The organism is Bacillus sp. GW823-FHT06A10 (genome assembly GCF_058795375.1).
On record NZ_JBXAHT010000001.1, the window covers coordinates 1746679 to 1764156 of the forward strand.

Consider the following 17478-nt stretch of genomic DNA (forward strand, 5'->3'; position numbering starts at 1 on the left):
ATACCTTAGTGGAAGTAGAAGCACCTAAAGGTTACGAATTATTAAAAGAAAAAATAACTGTAAAAATAGAAAAAGATACAGTAGTAGAAATTAAAATAGAAAATAAGAAATTGCCAGATCCGACTGGGCAATTTGAAATTGAAAAAGTTGATGATAAGGATAGTGAATTAAAGCTAAAAGGCGCTGTATTTCAAGTGTTAGATAAAGAAGGGAAAGAAGTTAGTAGATTAATAACGGATGAAAAAGGAAAGGTAATTTCCAACCAATTAGCAATTGGAAAGTATACGATTAAAGAAATAAAAGCACCGAACGGATACATGTTACTTAGGGATCCAATAGAAATAGAAATTACAGAAGCAGTAAAGACACAAAAAATAACAGTAAAAAATGCGAAGAATAATTGGGTAATTCCTAATACTGGTGGGAGCGGAACAACAATTTTTTACGTAATTGGTATTATGCTAATGTTTGCTGTGCTATATTTCTGTAAGAAAAATCGTATATTATGAACTAATTTTATAGAGTTAGACAGATCGTTGCGTTAGAGAGTTTTTAGGACGTGAGTTCGGTATTGTACTGGACTCATGTTAATAAATTTTGAAGGAGGAAGGATAATAGTAAACATAGAATATATTAATGAATTAAAATATTTAAGAGGTGAACATGGTGGCGATAAAACAAGACGAAATTAAAGTAGTTGTCGGAGCTGGAGTGTTTAATAATAATCCAGGTTGGATTCAAACGCAAGAAGATGAACTTAACTTACTAGATAAAGCTACGTGGGAAGGAAGATTTGAATACAACTCTATTTCAGCTATTTTAGCTGAGCATGTATGGGAACACCTTACTTTTGAAGAAGGTGTAAGAGCAGCTGAAATTTGTTATGAATTTTTAAAACCATCTGGTCATATTCGGTGCGGAGTCCCTGATGCATTCTTTCAGGATGAGGCATATCAAAATATAGTTCAAATAGGGGGACCCGGTCCGAAAGATCATCCAGCAGCAAGTCATAAAATCGTTCATAATTATATAACATTAACGAAAATGTTTGAAACTGCTGGATTCGAGGTAGTTTTACTTGAATATTGTGATGAAAATGGTCGGTTTTATTACAACGAATGGGATGCAAACGACGGTGTTATTTTCCGTTCGAAAAGGTATGATTCTAGAAATAAAGGCGATAAACTTGGTTTTCCATCGCTAATTGTCGATGCGATTAAGCGTTAATCATTCAACAAAACAGGAGTTAATCCTATGATTTCATAAGTCGCAAATGCGGCTTTTTTATTTGTACGCAAATCTATATTTAATTTTCAATATTATATAACTCGATTTAGAAAATATTTAAGTTTTTCTCAGCACCATTCACTTTAAATTAACACTTCGCTGACATAAATATTTATTTTATATTTATATTCGTGTAAAATGAGATGAGAACATATATTCTATATAAGGAGGCAATTAAAATGATAGCTGAAATTGGGAAACTAACTGGTGGATATATTGTAAAATTTGAACGCGAATTTCCATATACGGTAGAGGAAGTTTGGTCTGTATTAACAGAAAACAGTAAGCTGAAAAAATGGATGTCCAATTTACAGATTGAAAGCCTTAAAACTGGTGGAATAATAAAGTTCGACATGATGGACGGTTCATTCATAAACATTGATATTTTAGAGTGTCAACTAAACTCAGTACTTGAATTTACTTGGGATAAAGACCGTGTCCGATTTGAAATACATAAAGAGGAAAATGGTACTCTTTTATTCCTAAAAGAGTACATTCATGAATTAACAGATCATACACCGAGAGATATAGCTGGTTGGCATATTTGTTTAAATCTTTTTTCTTACGTTTTAGAAGGAGAAGAGAAAGAATTTTCTAAAGATGAATGGCAACAGTGGTTTGAAATATACAAGGATAAGATTCATGAAGTGAGAGGATAATTGCATAATAGGTAATATTCATTATGTAATTATTATATTGTAAAAATGCTTTTGTGAATAAATAAGAATAGAGGTTAATATGAAAGTAAATCAATTAATTGCTAATAACATAAATAAATTAGATGCAACTATACCGTTTAATAAATCTTTTGGAATTGCTGGTTTATCTGGATCGGGTAAAACAACTTTTTGCCAAACAATTGGTGAAGAATCAAAAAAACGATTAGTTTCTTTATTGCCAAAGGCTGAATATCAATATTTATTTCCTAACATTATGGAAACAAATTTTAGTGCCATTAAGATGGAAGAAATACCTTTAGTACTTTTTCTAGGAAAATCATCGATTTCGTCTAATCCGCGTTCAACGATTGGTACTCATACTGGTGTTTTTACAGAGGTTCGGGAAAAACTTGCTGAGGTATTTAATCTTTCTCCAGAGGTCTTTTCATTTAATAATCAATTAGGCTGGTGTACTGGTTGTAAAGGCCGTGGTACTACAAAAAATGTTGAGTGTAAAAAATGTAAGGGAAAACGTTATAGTGAAGAAATTGAACAACATGAAATTGATTTGTTGGACAAGCCACATTCAATCTCAAATATTAATGATTTAAGTATTGAATCTATTCTTTCACTAGCAAAAGAGTTAAATATTAGTGAAGAAAAACAGCATATACTGCAAAATATTATTAATATGAACATTGGTTATTTAACATTAAATCGAATTATGGGTACGTTATCAGGTGGAGAGTTAACACGACTTTATTTGGCCGAATTCATGGCAGTAAGTGAAAATGCTGTAATTATTATTGATGAGATTTCAGTTGGACTTGATCATGAAACTTTATTACAAATTTTAGAAGAGATTAAACGATTAGGGTGTAAAAATCAAATTTGGCTTATTGATCATTCAGATACAGTACTAGATACAACTGATGAGCAATTGTTCTTTGGACCTGGTAGCGGAAAATATGGCGGGAAAATTGTGGAAGAATCACCAAGACCAAAGTCAATACTGTGGGATCGAAATAAAGAAATACCAACAGAATATTATACATTCTATGATTTATATTGCCGTAATATCCAAATGGCTGAGTTTCAAATTCCTAAAAACAGGCTTGTAACAGTTACAGGAGAATCAGGATGTGGGAAATCTACACTTGTCAACGAATGTCTAGCTACAGATTTTTTGAAACGATATCCAAAAGATAAATTAGTTATGGTAGGACAAGACCGAAATCAATCAATTACAAGTCGATCAACTGTAGCAACTTTCCTAGATATTAAAAAGAAACTGACAAAGTATAGTGAAGACATTGATGATATTTTTGAGCGCTCGATTGAGGATATTATTGATGAACTTCCAAATGAAGATATCGCTTATAAACGTTTGAGCCTACTAATTAAATTAGGGCTTGGCTATTTAACATTAGAGAGAAAAACACAAACATTATCGACAGGTGAGTTTCAATGTGTTCATTTAGTTTCGGAATTATTTGCAAACACTAGAAATCCACATACATTATTTATTTTTGATGAGCCTTCAAAAGGTTTATCACAAAATATTTTAAATCAATTTATCGATAGTATTAGAGGTATTCTGCAAGATGAATCAGTTTCGATCATTATGATTGAGCATAATCGTTACATGTTAGAAAGCTCTGATTATATAGTTGATTTTGGAAAAAGGCAGAATGAATCTATAGAGCATTTGGATGTTGTCAATCATGAGGATTACTATCGTCAAAAAAGTAATGTGAATAGCACAGAGAAAATACACATCTCTTCAATGCTTAAGCAGAAAAAAGGGGTTCACTATTTAGAAGAAAATCATATTAACTATTTTAAAAATGCCGAAAATATTTATAAGGGCGGTATTTTAAAAAGTTTATCATCAATGGCTAGGTTAATTTATGGTGAATATGAATCTAATACAATCGCACCTGTTATTGCTATTGATCTTGAAAGACATTTATATAGTCAATATAGTTTCTTATATGAGATTGGTGGATTAATTAATCATATTGTAGCTGCTCATCCAATTAATAAAGATACGAGAAGTTTTGATTTCTATTCACAGGACAATCATTGTCCATCTTGTTCTGGACGTCTTCAAATTGAAGTTTTTGATAAAGATATTGCCATTCAAGATAAAAGTGTTCCATTTTGGGATGGGCTATTCGATCCAGAAATCATGAAGGTATTAAAATTTTATCAGCATGAAAAAATAGAATTTCTATTCGAAGAAATAAAAAATGAGCTTGGTCACGATTTGTCAAAGAGCTATAATGATATGTCAGAAGAAGAAAAGCATACGTTTTGGTACGGGTATTTTGAAAAATCATTTTATGATAAAAAAGGAAAGACACGCAGAACATGGGTAGGATTTAATACAATTATTGGTGGATATATTGTTATTTCAAAAGCACCTATTAAAGAAGAAATTAAAAGTTCAAAAAAAATGATGAAATGTCCAATTTGCGAGGGGACGGTTTTAAATCATCATAAACCACTTAAATTTGGTAACGTAGATATTCGTGAAATAATCAATCAGCCTATTAATGAAGTATTGAAAACAGTTGGTGATTTACCGACACTTGTTAAATTGAAATCTATTGTTGGTGGCGATATGGTATTGACAGAAGATGTTTCTTTATTGCCAAGAAAAGCACAAGTTGCATTGAAAATGTTTGAATTAGAACAAGCAAGCTTTTCAAACTATGAAATGGTGTTACAAAATGTTTTACCATTCTGGGGTGAAATAAAAGGAAATATCGAATCCATTAGTGTTAATAATCAAGTAACTGTTTGTGATTTCCCTAATGTTTATGAAACGAGAGAAAACATTATAAATAAGTATTTCACAAATGGTAAATATAAAAAACTTACGTATGTATAAGAAGCGTTTGGATACAAAAAAATATTTACCCAAATTAATAAAATTAAAAAAAGTAATCCATGTCCATTTTGTAAAGGTAAGAAAGTGATAACCGAAGATAATCTACATGATGGTGTCTTTAAACTAACAATTCCATGTGTAACTTGTAATGCAAGTGGTATTAATGACGAAGGGTTAAAAGAAGTTGTCGAGGGCGTGGATGTACAAACGTGGTTAACTGGAAAAGTAAGTGATGTTGTGAATGAAAGCGTATTAACAGAAGCTGTTGGGCAAATACCAATTTTTAATCGTATTCGTGAGTTGGATAAACGAGATATGATGGCGGTTTATGAATGTCTTGAGAAAAATAACTAGTGATGGATTTGTCAATTGCAGTAGTCATAAAAACAGGAATATAGGTTTTTAATTATATAAATATAACATGTTAAATTGTTATTTAAATCGTTAAAAATAGTTGACCCTCACATAATGTCATTGTTTATGATGAAGTTGAGCTTCAAAGTAGATGTAACTTATAGGAGGAAATCATGTTTAAAATAGGGGATTTTTCGAAACTATCTTCCATTAGTATACGTATGTTGAGACACTACGATAAAGTGGAATTATTACAACCAGTAAAAGTCGATGAGCAGAGTGGATATCGATTTTATTCAGCTGACCAATTAAAAAAGGTAAATCAAATTCAAACATTAAAAGCTATGGGGTTTAATATTGCTACCATCAAAGAAATAATAGAATGCGATAATGTAGATAGCATAAAAGAGCAATTTTTAAATCGTAGTGCTCAAATTAAAGAGGACATGAATAACCTCCAAAAACAATTACGTCTCCTCGAAGACTCAATGAAAACGATGAGAGAGGATGTTGTTGAGATGAATTATCATGTTTCAATAAAAGAAATTCCAGAAAGAACTGTAGCTAGTGTTAGAAAGATTATTCCATCGTATAATTGCGAAGGTGATTTATGGAGTGTATTAATGCAAGAAATTCAAATGAAAAATATTAGTATTGCCCATCCGAGTTATAGTATTGCGGTTTTCCATGATCGTGAATACAAAGAAAATGATGTAGATATAGAAATACAGCTAAGTATTCTAGGTAAGCACGAAAATACAAAAGACGTTACATTTAAAAATATGAAATCAACCAATGTAGCTTCTATAACAGTTAATGGAAGTTATGAACAGATGACAGCTGTAAATGAGGCTGCGGCAAAATGGATTGAGACAGAAGGTTACAAATTAGCAGGCCCGATGTTTAATATTTATCATGTGAGCCCAGCGATGGAATCGGATCCTAATAAGTGGGTTACAGAAGTTTGTTATCCAGTTAAATAATGATAAAGAAAAAAGGCATTAATTATATGCCTTTTTTCTTTGGAAACTTATCCATAAATATCAAGACAAATTACTTCGAGATTCGATTCGTCAACTACTAGCACAATTTTATTTGCAAATGTACAAAATGAGCGGATTGTAATGAATCATCTAAAAACCAACCAGTTGGTACTAAAGTAATGTAATCATCTATTTGGAAATTTCAGCAATGTTTAAATGAGCAACAAAAGCCGCCGTAATAAGGGGCTTTTGTCTTAAATAATTTAATGATATGTGTACCCTCCATCAGGAAACAATACATTACCCGTAGTAAAACTATTTTGCATTAAATATAGAACAGTATGTGCAATTTCATCATTATATCCAGCTCGTTGTACAAGTGAAAGAGATTTATAAACTTCGTAAGCAACTAGTCTATTTTCATTTTGTTCATTTTCTTTTTGTATTGTTCCAGGAGAAACCACATTAACTCTAATAGGAGCTAATTCCACAGCTAAAGCCTTCCCTAAACTTTCAATAGCACCATTGCAAGCTCCATAAGCAGGTGCGCCTTTAAGTGGTCTTTGACTAAATGCACCAGACATTAACACAATCGATCCAGAGTTTGAAAGAAAAGGAATTGCATATTTTACGGCATAATATTGAGGCCAAAACTTTCCGATGAAGCTACTTTCAGCAATTTCCTCTGTAGAGGTAATTGGTCCAAGTGTGTAAGAGGCTCCCGGTGTGAATAAATGATCAAAGTTCCCAACTGTCTTGAAAAAATTTTGTAATTGCTCTTTATTTTGATTATCCAATATATAAGTTTGAAGATGATTGTTATTTATTACTTCTCGAGCAACTTTTAATTTTTCTTCCGAGCGTCCGGCAATAATAACATGTGCACCTTGTTTAATTGCTTGTGTTGCTGTTGCTAATCCAATACCAGAACTCCCGCCAATAATAACGATACGACTATCTTTTAATGTAGTAATAGACATATTTTAGCCACTCCTTTAATAAAAAAATTAGAATATAACTGCTATGCTTTTATTATTCGCTAAAAGATAGCAAGTGAAAAGTACGCACTTTGTATGTACATAGTCGCAAATTTCGTACTAATCGCTATACATGCGGATAAGTAATAGGAAAAATTTCTAAATATGGTTTATCCCGCATTAACGGGCAGTAAAACTCCCACCTCAAAGTTAGGAAAATGTAAGGAAGTTAGGTAAGAGATCAATTGCCCGTAAAAGCCCGATTGGTTCAACTAATAATCAGTGTGGGATGAACAAAACCCCCACTGATTAAAGTTTCACTTTATGATATCTGAGGAGAGGTGAGAAAAATGGATTTACAAGAACCGAAGTTAAAAGGAGTAATAGCAACATTACAAATAATCGGTGGGAAATGGAAGCCACTCATTTTATTTATTTTGCTAACAGATGGAACGAAACGTTTTGGTGAATTAAAGAAATTAATACCAGATATATCTCAAGGGACGTTAGCAAAGCAATTACGTGAATTAGAGCAAGATCAACTAATAAAACGCGAAATTTATCAAGAAATACCACCTAAAGTAGAATATAGCTTAACTGAACATGGAAAAACAGTCAGTACTGTTTTGGATAGTATGTGTAGTTGGGGAAGAGGGCATTTAGAATATATAGATAAAGATAAACCATAAAAATGTTATGTAAACTTATTGTAGTGTGAAGGGAAGTGTTGTTTTAATAATTTGTATTTTATAATATATAATTAAGGAGTGTCGTAGGTTATTATACATATTTAATTTATTTTTACAAAGGGGAAGTAATAAGATGAACGAATTAGAGTATAAAAGCTTCTATGATAAAGTAGGAAGATTAAATGGATGGGATTTTAGCAAAATAAAATGTGAAACTGTAGGAGATACATGGGACTTTTATAGTGAGGTAAAAGAAAGGTGTAAACCATCACATATTTTACTTGATGTTGGTACAGGCGGAGGAGAAAATGTACTTAACATAGCATCATCAGCTAAATTGTTGATTGGAATTGATAATTCTAACGGCATGATTGAAACGGCACATTCTAACTTGAAAAAATCAGGTGTACAAAATGTTGAGTTTCTTCAAATGGGTTCTGAAGCTTTAACATTTCCACATGCACATTTTGATATTACTTCAAGTTGTCATGCCCCGTTTCTGGCATCTGAGTTAGCAAAAGTAATGAAAAAGGGTGCCTTTTTCTTAACACAACAAGTAAGTGAGAATGATAAATTAAACCTGAAAGAAGCATTTGGTAGAGGACAATGCTTAGGTGAACGGGATGGTACTTTAAAAGAAAAGTATATGAATGAACTTATTAGTGCAGGATTTGATCTCGTGCAAGTACGTGAATATGATGTTACTGATTATTACAGTAGGTCTGAAGATCTCATTTTCTTATTAAAACATACTCCTATTATTCCTAGATTTGGAGAACAGGAAGAGGATTTTACTATTTTACAAAAGTTCATTGATACGTATAGTTCTGAAAAAGGAATTCGTACTAATTCAAAAAGATTTATGATTATTGCTGTAAAACCTTAATGTATTTTATCGTAAAAGTTGCTTTTCATTTAAGGAAAGGCAGCTTTTTTATATGGAAACAATGCAGGGGAAATTTGAAAAAATAGAAATAAGTAAAGTGTTAATTAAAAACCGAAATATGGAGGATATTTGTTTTGAAACGTTAGTGTACTAGCAATAAAAGAAGCTAACATATTCATACTAAAGTTGTAGTTTCTATATGAAAAATCCATCCTTCCGTTTGATTTTATCTATTTATAAGTGTAATACAATACGAATAGATAATAAGAAATGAGGGGGAATGTAAAGTGATTACACATATATCAGATATAAAACTACAAACGGTTTCCATAGAAGGGGTAAAACAAGTTTATAAGGACATATTATCTTTTCCAATAAAAAAAGAAACAACATCCTTCATTCAATTTGAAGTAACACCTTATACAACAATTAGTTTTCAAGAAGTGTATGAACCAATTGCACCTGCACATTTTGCTTTTGAAATCCCATATTCAAAATTCCATGAAACAGCAAAATGGTTAAAGGACTCTGGATTACTCATTGTAAAATGGCAAAATGGAAATGTAATTGGTGAAGAGAATGGTCTATTCAATTTATACTTTAAAGACGGAGATGGAAATCTACTCGAAATTATCGCACATAGTTATGTTAAAGAGGATGTATTAGTACCACACTCACCTTTAAACATTTTATACGTAAGGGAAATTGGTCTTCCTGTTAAAAGTGTACCTGTTTTTACGGAATGGTTAAAATCAAATCTAAATATGAAAACGATGGAAGATGGGGATATTTTTAACTTTGTTATAGGTGGCACTGCATATATCGTCGCGACTTGGTGGCAGCGACCTTGGATTCCAATCGCGATGAAAGCTCTATCACCGAAAGTATACGTTTCTTTCGGAACACCAGACGTCGCATTTTTACAGCGAATCCAAAATAACTTTAAGAAAAATAGTGTATCATTTGAATGTAAACGTAATGAAGTATCATTTATTGAGCAAGGATATACATTTTCAATTGTGCATACATCAGAGTTTCATTCGGATATTCCTAAACAATTAAACTTACCGCTTTCTATTTAAGGATGGAAAGCGGTAAGTTTTTTGTATATTCGTGAAGAAGGTTTTAGCTAGGATTATAGTGAATTTAAAGAGAAGTATAAGGTGTTATTCTAATTTATGTTAAGGGGGGAAATAAAGTGGTTTTAGGTAATCCAATTGCAAAAGGGAATACAGCAGAAATTTATTTAACTGATGATAAGGTTGTAAAATTATTGAAAGATTACCTCCCAGATACAGAGTCTATGAATGAAGCAAAAAAACAAAAATATGCGTATTCATGTGGGTTGCCAGTTCCAAACGTATTTGAAGTGAAAAAGATACAAAATAGACAGGCAATTATTATGGAACATGTAAAAGGGGACAACATTGGTGATCTTCTGCTTAATAATTTAAATGAGGCAGAGCGTTATATCAGCCTTTGTGTTAATGAGCAAAAAAAGATCCATGCTATACATGTGAATACAGATGAAATGGAGTTAATGAGGGGAAGGTTAGAGCGTCAAATTAAATCTGTGCATAAATTGGATGAACGCAAAAAGAAGGATATATTACAAAAATTAGATTTTATTACATTTGATTTTAGGCTATGTCATGGAGATTTTCATCCATTTAATTTGATTTTGAGTAAGGAAGAGAAAGTGAAAGTTATAGATTGGGTAGATGCTAGTTCAGGTGATATTCGCGCAGATGTATTTCGAACATACTTGTTGTACTCACAATCTTCGGTAGAATTAGCTGAGATGTATTTACATATATATTGCAGTCGTACCGGCATATCAAGAGATGAAGTTTTTCAATGGGCTCCTATTATTATTGCAGCTAGATTTTCTGAAAAAGTATCACCGCAAAATGAAGTGTATTTGAGAAGATTATTGAATCAGTATTTATAAGTCATAAAAAAGGTTGTCAGCTAATTAATAAATGCTGTTGTTTAACCAAAGTTTCCTTGCAGTTAAACAACAGCATTCTTAAATATTGATATAGGTATTCTTATTTTCGATCTTCATCCTATAAAGGTTCATAATCCGTACTTGTTCCTCCGTTAATTCTTCTTTATCCCAATACATATGCATTAAGCTATATTCAAAAATCTCCTTTAATTTAATAAATAACGGAAACTTGTCTTTCATCTCTTTTGGTAGCTCATTTTCCTCTTGATAGCCTTCAAATAGTGCTTTTGTAATAGAATACTCATAGTCAACGATATTCCCATTTCCAGCAAATGAATATTCTATCGCACTATAAATAGGAACGGCTAAATCGAATATGTAAAAATGTTTTTCGCAGTCTTGAAAATCTATCATTGTTAAGTTTGAATTATTTTCGACTAAAATGTTTTCTAACCATAAATCTCCGTGTATTAAGCCGTAATTTGAAGGGGATTTTGGTAGCTCTTTTATGGAAGTTAAAACGTCAGTTGCAATTTCTCTTATTGTATTTTCTTCTTTAGGGATATATTTAAGAAAATTATACTCTTCATTTTCATACCAATCGTTTATATGTTTTACTGGTTTAATCTTTTCAAAGCTTTTAGATATACGATGTAATTTTCCAATTTGTTTACCAAGTTTTTTAAATATATTAGAATTCCATTCAGACCTTGGTAAATGTATACCAGGAGCAGCTTTATATAATACAGCAAAAATCTCCTTGTCTAATGTGAATTTTTCTACAAAATTCCCTTGTAATGAAGGGATTATTGGTGGAACACCTAAACCATTTTGATATAAAAAATTTGTATATAAAACTTCCTCTATCTGTTCTTCATATGTTTTGTAGTTTGTAATTCTACTGAAGTATGTACCTTGTTCGGTAAGACATTCATACATCTCATTTGTTATTGGCTTAATGTTAATAAAATTCAACGGATACTGTTCATTTATGAATTGAAGTATTTCTTTTTCTAGCTTGTTCATTGAAACGTCCTTTCCAAACATTAATTTTTTAACTTGGGAATTAAAAGAATTTTATTTTATAAAATTCGTGTTTAATTTTTGAAATCCTTTAAAATGAAATATGATGTAAATTGACCTTTAATAATTAGTAAGGTGTTGCCAACATACTCATTAACGCTAAATTGAAAAATGAATAGAAGGTATGACAAAATAAGATAGATGAAAAAATATAAAATTAATACTTATATATAGATTATAAAGACTTTAGAGAAAGGCTCATGTTATAAAACATAAGAAATATCAAAAGAAAGAAACGCACTTCTCCTATACTTTTAAATAAGGAGTGAAGGAAATGAATGAACATATACAGCAGATGATTAATTGGATTGAGAGCAATTTAAAAAAGAGATTTTCATTAGATGAATTATCTCGTTACATGGGGTATTCTCCTTATTATTGCTCTTTTAAATTTCATCAAGTAACGGGTTTCAGTATTAGACGTTATATTCTTCTTAGAAGGTTGTATTTATCTACGGAAGATTTAAAGAAAGGTAGGAAGATAATTGAGGTAGCGTTGGATTACGATTACTCTTCCCAAGAGGCTTATAGTAGAGCTTTCAAAAATGTTTTTGGAATGAATCCAAGAGAATACCAACTTAACAAAATGCCTATTCAATCATTTGTTAAACTAAATTTAAATAAAGAAGGGGTGTTTAAAATGAATATTTCTAGAAAAATAGAGGTTGAACAGTTACGAGATAGGAAGAGTGAGCTATTTGATAAAGAGGTACTTAACATATTAAATGGTCAAGTTATGTATGAAGAATTTAAAAACGAAAAGCTAATGGGTGATTCTGATTATGCACCATTTAATGAGGCAATGTGTGTGAACTCGGCTACTACTCAAGTTTTTAATGAAGAGTTTATTAAAACAAGAGCGAAAGGACATAACAGTTCAGTAGAAAGTTATATAAAAAAGGTTATAGATCCGTTAGAAAACCTTTTTACGAAAAAGTATAAATGTATTGTTCTATGGTTTGGTGAAGATATGTTTTGCCAAATGAACCTACTTACCATACTTTCTCACCTTGAACAGTCTGCTTATGAAGGGAAGGTATACTTAAATAGCTTTAGAGAGGATGAATTTAAAGTAAATCAAATTGAACTTGAATTGGGGAATTATTCCTCTATATACAATGAAGTATTAGTAAACCATAAAAAGACCTCTCATAAGGTACCACCTGTAATGTATCAGGCTATAGACTTATTTTTAGAAATGTTAACAGAAGATAATGCAGTAATGAAATTCATCTCTAAAAATAAAGATTTATCAACTCGTGAATTATTAATAAAGTTGTTTTATCTTTTTCCAACAATCGGATATGGAGATACTCAGTACATAGAGCTGATTAATAAAATAAAGAAGAAAGCTACACCAAAAATATAGGTGCAGCTTTCTTCTTATAATTGCTCAAGTAATTCTAATTCTTTTTCTACAAATAGCATTAGTTCTTTAATTGTTTCACCAGAAAAATCAAAACGAATACCGGCTGCATCATACACTTCTTTTATAGATTGCGAGCTTCCTAGTGATAATGCCTTTTTATAATTTTCTAGCGCTTGCTTAGGATCCTCTTTATATTGTTTATACATTTGTAATGCACCAAGTTGGGCGATCGCATATTCAATATAATAAAATGGTACTTCAAAAATATGGAGTACAGGTAGCCAACTCGTTGCTATCCAGTTTTCGTAGCCATCAATATGTATGACGCTAGACTGATAATGTTTTTGAAGTTGTAAGTATTTTTCATTTCTTTCTTCAGAAGTATGACTTGGATTTTCATACAGCCAGTGTTGAAATTGATCGACAATAAGCATAATAGGTAAATATGAAATAACATCTTTAAAGAAGTTAATTTTTGCTTGTTTTAAATCTTTTTTGTCTGTATAGAAGGTATCCCAATAATTAAGCGAGAATAACTCCATTGTCATACTGGCTAGCTCAGCTGTTTCAGCTGGAATTTCTATATACTGTCGTAATTTTAATGGTTTTATGAGTTCGTTATGAATACTATGACCCATTTCATGTATAAAAGTGACAATATCATCTTGTGTATAATTTAAGTTCATAAAAATATAAGATAATTGTGAAGCTGGTAAGTACTCACAAAAGCCACCAGCTGCTTTTCCTTTGCGGCTTGTTAAATCAAGACAATTGTGTTTATACATTCGGTTTAAAAGTGCTGAAAATTCAACATCTAGTTTATTAAAGATATGAGTGCTCTTTTCAATTAAATCATTTTCATTTGCAATAGGTTTAAGTACTTTTTGATCTGGAGTTACAGCTGATACATCCCACGGGCGAAGCGTATCAACTTGCAGTTTATCTTTTTTCTCTAGCAATATTTTATCTTTAAGAGGCACAACATACTTACGTATGGATTCAGCTAGTTCATAGCAATCTTTCGCTGAATAATCAAAACGCTCGTATTTTTTGAACATATAATCGCGATAATTCTCTAGTTGAATATTTTTTGCTTTTTGATGGCGAATTTCAATTAATTGATTTAATATGTTTTGGAGTTCTTTTTCAACAGATAAAAATTTTTCAGAAATAATGGTTTTTGCCTTTTTACGGGTGTCACGATTCGAATCTTGTAAATAGGATTGTAATTCTGTTATCGTTTTTTCTTCTCCGTCCCAAATTCCACTTAATCCTCCAGTGATTTCAAAGTACTCTGTGATTAATTTGTCTTCCTTTATTTCTAATTCAATATTTTCCTCACAAAATAACTTTTGAGCGTTTTTTATTTTTGTATCTAATAAACCATATACGTTAGAATCTAATTCCATTCGAAAAGGTGACTCTAAATATTTATTATCCAATAAATTTTGGTACCGCTTTAAAAGTGGCTTTACAAATTGTTGATCATGTTCAAAAGTATCCTTTATTTCTTCATCATCCGTATTACATTGAAAGGCGATGTAATGTGATCTTACTTGTTCTTCGATGTCCCAAATTACTTTTGACTGCTCTTTTAACCAATTTTCAAGGTCTAGTTTTGAAGAAATCATTTTATTTAATAAAGTCGAAAGAGTTTTGTCCAATTGTAGTACATTACTAATATCAATCGTATTTACACGTTGCATTATATATCCCTCACTTTTTATTTATTCATAGAGATATTCTATTTATTAATTGTAATTTCCTTGTTAAGTGGGGAAAATGTGAAATAATGTTAAATTTAATAATTAAAGAAGGTATTTATATGTCAAAGTAAAAAGTTTATCGTAAATGAAAATGTTTGGAGGGGTGCTACATGAGAAAGGGAAAGAAGTTACTTGTACTTTTATTTCCATTTGCTTTATTATGTGCCTGTGAGAATGACATTGAAGATGCTAAAAGTGAAGATTCTATAGTGATGGATATTGCCACAGCAGCGGTAAAGGAGGAATCTTTTTTTAGTGCTGCTATAAGAGATGAAAAAGAAAGGATAGTAGATTTAGAGATTGCTGATAGCGAAGATAGTAACGAAATAAAAAATGATATTAATAAAAGATTGGTGATACAAGGTGTAACGTCTTATAAAATCAATATAACTCAAAGAAATAGAGAAGTTGTAAAGGCAGAGAGTAGATGGAATCAAGTTTTTGGACATATATTTGATGATGTATTCAGAAAAAATGGATATGAAGGGTTTGGTATTCAGCAAATAAATTATAAAAAGAATCAACCTGTTACCATTGATATAAAAACTAAGATTAGCGATGATGAAGTAGGGGCGAGAGAACTTGGACAGAAAATAGAAAAAGAAGTTGAAGTTGTACTTAAAACAGAAGCAGTAAAGAAATGGATTGAAAATGATTCATATGCTATTGGGATTTACGATATAGATGATCGGAAAATTAACTAATTGAGGAATGAATGCTATATGAATAGAAAACCGATGGAATCAAATATAGAATTGCTGGAGGAGGTGTAATATGTATAAGTATTTACATATTTTAAATGACATTGAAAATAAGATTCAAAATGGAGATATAAAAGAAGGAAAGAAATTACCGTCTATACGGTCACTCGTTACGCAATATGAATGTAATAAGGCAACAGTTATACGTGCGCTTCATGAATTAGAAAAGCGTCACATTATATATTCTGTCCCTCAAAGTGGATACTACGTTGTTAAGAAATCTGGGAGTACCATAGAAAATAACGAGATAATTGATTTCGCTTCTTCAGCACCAGATCCAGATGTTTTCCCATATTTAGATTTTCAGCATTGCATTAATAAGGCTATTGATACTTATAAAAATGATTTGTTCGTATACGGAACACCGAAAGGGTTACCATCTTTAATTCCAGTCATTCAAAAACAGTTGGCAAATTATCAAGTGTTCACGAAAGAAGACAATATTTTTATAACATCAGGTGTGCAGCAGGCGCTTGCTATATTAACTTCTATACCATTTCCGAATGGAAATGAAACTGTATTAATTGAACAGCCAACATATCATCTATATATTGATTATCTAGAAATAAATAAAGTTCCTGTAATCGGTATTAAACGTACGAATGAAGGTATCGATTTGAATGAATTGGAGCAAATATTTCAAACTGGAAAAATAAAATTCTTTTATACGATACCGAGATATCATCATCCGCTTGGAACTTCTTATTCTAAAGATGAGAAAGAAAAAATCGCACTATTGGCTAAGAAATACAATGTATTTATAGTGGAAGATGATTATTTAGCAGATTTAGAAACTGATTCAAAAGCAGATCCGTTATATAGCTTGGATAATTATAGTCATGTCATATATTTGAAAAGTTATTCGAAGATTATTTTTCCTGGTTTACGGGTTGGAGTTGCAGTCATCCCACCATCCATTGCAAATGCGTTCTATACATACAAAAAGATACTAGATATTGATAGTCCAATGATTTCTCAAGCGGCTTTAGAAATTTATATAAAGAGCGGTATGTTTGAACGTCATAAAAGTAAAATTAATTCTTCCTACTACAATAGATCAATAAAACTAGCAGAAACATTAGAAAAAGTGCAAAATGAAGATCAATCATTATTTACATATAATAGACAAAACACATTTGGAATACACACTTGTTTAGAAATGCAGAAAAACACAGTTACAGAAACACTTATACAAAAATTAGGTGACATGCAAATAAGTGTCGATACTATTGATAAGAATTATATGAGGAATTTTCCTAAAGAAAAACTATTAAAATTAAATGTTTCGAATGTAAAAGAAGATAAGATTGAAGAAGGTATTCGTAAAGTAATTGAGGAAATCAAGCAATTAAGACAGTTTAATTTTCAGTTTAGAAAAGAATAATTTGAATTAGGAGGTTCGTTGTGAGGCGCAAAATCATTCTCTTGTTTGTATGTAGCGCTATAGTGGCAGGTGCAATTGTTGTGATTACATATTATAAAAAAGAGGATCAATGCATAGCAGTTGCTAAGTATTCAAGAGGTATTATCGTAGATCAAAATAACGAACCTATATTTAATGTGAAAATATATGAAGATTCAATTGAAAGTAAGGAACGCAGTATTTCAAATGCACAAGGTGAATTTGAAATACTAGATGGGGTTTGTGGTGAGATTGTTTTACAATTAGTTACTCCTGATAGAGAAATCTATACGAGAAAATATGATAGGAAGTATATACCAGAAGTAATAAAGCTGAATTATAAAAATAAAAGTGAATAAGATGAAACCATTACAGAGAAAAGTAGCAGTTGTGGCCGGAGCAATTATATATGTAA

At 31.1% G+C, this 17478-nt stretch carries 15 protein-coding genes and 1 pseudogene; 13 read left to right on the plus strand and 3 right to left on the minus strand.

The window, feature by feature from the left end; translation table 11 throughout:
* The 5 genes and pseudogenes from AC1Q8M_RS08780 to AC1Q8M_RS08800 all read left to right on the plus strand — a co-directional run.
* The coding region (locus AC1Q8M_RS08780; RefSeq protein WP_206777363.1) for a SpaA isopeptide-forming pilin-related protein at window positions 1-509 on the plus strand (509 nt) is incomplete at its 5' end.
* 154 nt (window positions 510-663) lie between these two features.
* Window positions 664-1227: a class I SAM-dependent methyltransferase gene (locus AC1Q8M_RS08785; RefSeq protein WP_000225731.1), complete on the plus strand. Its 564-nt coding sequence runs from the start codon at window positions 664-666 to the stop codon at window positions 1225-1227.
* Between the two features lie 239 nt (window positions 1228-1466).
* Window positions 1467-1946, plus strand: a complete 480-nt coding sequence (locus tag AC1Q8M_RS08790) for an SRPBCC family protein (protein WP_016512802.1) — start codon at window positions 1467-1469, stop codon at window positions 1944-1946.
* Window positions 1947-2025: 79 nt separating this feature from the next.
* Window positions 2026-5196: pseudogene (locus AC1Q8M_RS08795) on the plus strand (ATP-binding cassette domain-containing protein).
* Window positions 5197-5369: 173 nt separating this feature from the next.
* Window positions 5370-6179 (plus strand): MerR family transcriptional regulator, encoded by an 810-nt coding sequence (locus AC1Q8M_RS08800; RefSeq protein ID WP_000472642.1) that lies wholly within the window; start codon window positions 5370-5372, stop codon window positions 6177-6179.
* A 263-nt stretch (window positions 6180-6442) separates the two neighbouring features.
* Here AC1Q8M_RS08800 and AC1Q8M_RS08805 read toward each other — a convergent pair whose 3' ends face one another.
* On the minus strand, window positions 6443-7159 hold the full coding sequence (locus tag AC1Q8M_RS08805) for an SDR family oxidoreductase (protein WP_098361368.1): 717 nt from the start codon (window positions 7157-7159) through the stop codon (window positions 6443-6445).
* Between the two features lie 347 nt (window positions 7160-7506).
* Between AC1Q8M_RS08805 and AC1Q8M_RS08810 the strand changes: the two genes are divergently transcribed.
* The 4 genes from AC1Q8M_RS08810 to AC1Q8M_RS08825 all read left to right on the plus strand — a co-directional run bounded on the left by AC1Q8M_RS08810 (window position 7507) and on the right by AC1Q8M_RS08825 (window position 10682).
* Complete coding sequence (locus tag AC1Q8M_RS08810; protein WP_000365523.1) at window positions 7507-7845, plus strand: winged helix-turn-helix transcriptional regulator; 339 nt, start codon at window positions 7507-7509, stop codon at window positions 7843-7845.
* 133 nt (window positions 7846-7978) lie between these two features.
* A complete protein-coding gene (locus tag AC1Q8M_RS08815; protein WP_090976669.1) occupies window positions 7979-8731 on the plus strand; it encodes a class I SAM-dependent methyltransferase in 753 nt (250 codons plus the stop codon).
* A 287-nt stretch (window positions 8732-9018) separates the two neighbouring features.
* Window positions 9019-9813, plus strand: coding sequence for a VOC family protein (locus tag AC1Q8M_RS08820; RefSeq protein WP_097947128.1), 795 nt, complete (start codon window positions 9019-9021; stop codon window positions 9811-9813).
* Window positions 9814-9929: 116 nt separating this feature from the next.
* Complete coding sequence (locus AC1Q8M_RS08825; protein ID WP_016512795.1) at window positions 9930-10682, plus strand: aminoglycoside phosphotransferase family protein; 753 nt, start codon at window positions 9930-9932, stop codon at window positions 10680-10682.
* 78 nt (window positions 10683-10760) lie between these two features.
* Here AC1Q8M_RS08825 and AC1Q8M_RS08830 read toward each other — a convergent pair whose 3' ends face one another.
* Window positions 10761-11708, minus strand: coding sequence for a phosphotransferase enzyme family protein (locus tag AC1Q8M_RS08830; RefSeq protein ID WP_098361367.1), 948 nt, complete (start codon window positions 11706-11708; stop codon window positions 10761-10763).
* 331 nt (window positions 11709-12039) lie between these two features.
* On the opposite strand from AC1Q8M_RS08830, the gene AC1Q8M_RS08835 reads away from it, so the two are divergent.
* Window positions 12040-13134, plus strand: coding sequence for a helix-turn-helix domain-containing protein (locus AC1Q8M_RS08835; RefSeq protein WP_097996867.1), 1095 nt, complete (start codon window positions 12040-12042; stop codon window positions 13132-13134).
* Window positions 13135-13148: 14 nt separating this feature from the next.
* Here AC1Q8M_RS08835 and AC1Q8M_RS08840 read toward each other — a convergent pair whose 3' ends face one another.
* Complete coding sequence (locus AC1Q8M_RS08840) at window positions 13149-14840, minus strand: M3 family oligoendopeptidase (protein ID WP_016512792.1); 1692 nt, start codon at window positions 14838-14840, stop codon at window positions 13149-13151.
* A 170-nt stretch (window positions 14841-15010) separates the two neighbouring features.
* Here AC1Q8M_RS08840 and AC1Q8M_RS08845 point away from each other — a divergent pair, with 170 nt between their 5' ends.
* The 3 genes from AC1Q8M_RS08845 to AC1Q8M_RS08855 all read left to right on the plus strand — a co-directional run bounded on the left by AC1Q8M_RS08845 (window position 15011) and on the right by AC1Q8M_RS08855 (window position 17422).
* Window positions 15011-15604: a DUF4030 domain-containing protein gene (locus AC1Q8M_RS08845; RefSeq protein ID WP_001225391.1), complete on the plus strand. Its 594-nt coding sequence runs from the start codon at window positions 15011-15013 to the stop codon at window positions 15602-15604.
* Window positions 15605-15674: 70 nt separating this feature from the next.
* On the plus strand, window positions 15675-17045 hold the full coding sequence (locus tag AC1Q8M_RS08850) for an aminotransferase-like domain-containing protein (RefSeq protein ID WP_065228875.1): 1371 nt from the start codon (window positions 15675-15677) through the stop codon (window positions 17043-17045).
* A 20-nt stretch (window positions 17046-17065) separates the two neighbouring features.
* Window positions 17066-17422, plus strand: coding sequence for a hypothetical protein (locus AC1Q8M_RS08855; protein ID WP_001253116.1), 357 nt, complete (start codon window positions 17066-17068; stop codon window positions 17420-17422).
* Window positions 17423-17478: the final 56 nt, after the last annotated feature.

Coding starts and splice junctions, on each gene's coding strand:
- AC1Q8M_RS08835 (WP_097996867.1), top strand. CDS start 12,040: ATGAATGAACATATACAGCAGATGATTAATTGGATTGAGAGCAATTTA.
- AC1Q8M_RS08805 (WP_098361368.1), bottom strand. CDS start 7,159: ATGTCTATTACTACATTAAAAGATAGTCGTATCGTTATTATTGGCGGG.
- AC1Q8M_RS08850 (WP_065228875.1), top strand. CDS start 15,675: ATGTATAAGTATTTACATATTTTAAATGACATTGAAAATAAGATTCAA.
- AC1Q8M_RS08785 (WP_000225731.1), top strand. CDS start 664: ATGGTGGCGATAAAACAAGACGAAATTAAAGTAGTTGTCGGAGCTGGA.
- AC1Q8M_RS08810 (WP_000365523.1), top strand. CDS start 7,507: ATGGATTTACAAGAACCGAAGTTAAAAGGAGTAATAGCAACATTACAA.
- AC1Q8M_RS08845 (WP_001225391.1), top strand. CDS start 15,011: ATGAGAAAGGGAAAGAAGTTACTTGTACTTTTATTTCCATTTGCTTTA.
- AC1Q8M_RS08815 (WP_090976669.1), top strand. CDS start 7,979: ATGAACGAATTAGAGTATAAAAGCTTCTATGATAAAGTAGGAAGATTA.
- AC1Q8M_RS08840 (WP_016512792.1), bottom strand. CDS start 14,840: ATGCAACGTGTAAATACGATTGATATTAGTAATGTACTACAATTGGAC.
- AC1Q8M_RS08830 (WP_098361367.1), bottom strand. CDS start 11,708: ATGAACAAGCTAGAAAAAGAAATACTTCAATTCATAAATGAACAGTAT.
- AC1Q8M_RS08790 (WP_016512802.1), top strand. CDS start 1,467: ATGATAGCTGAAATTGGGAAACTAACTGGTGGATATATTGTAAAATTT.
- AC1Q8M_RS08800 (WP_000472642.1), top strand. CDS start 5,370: ATGTTTAAAATAGGGGATTTTTCGAAACTATCTTCCATTAGTATACGT.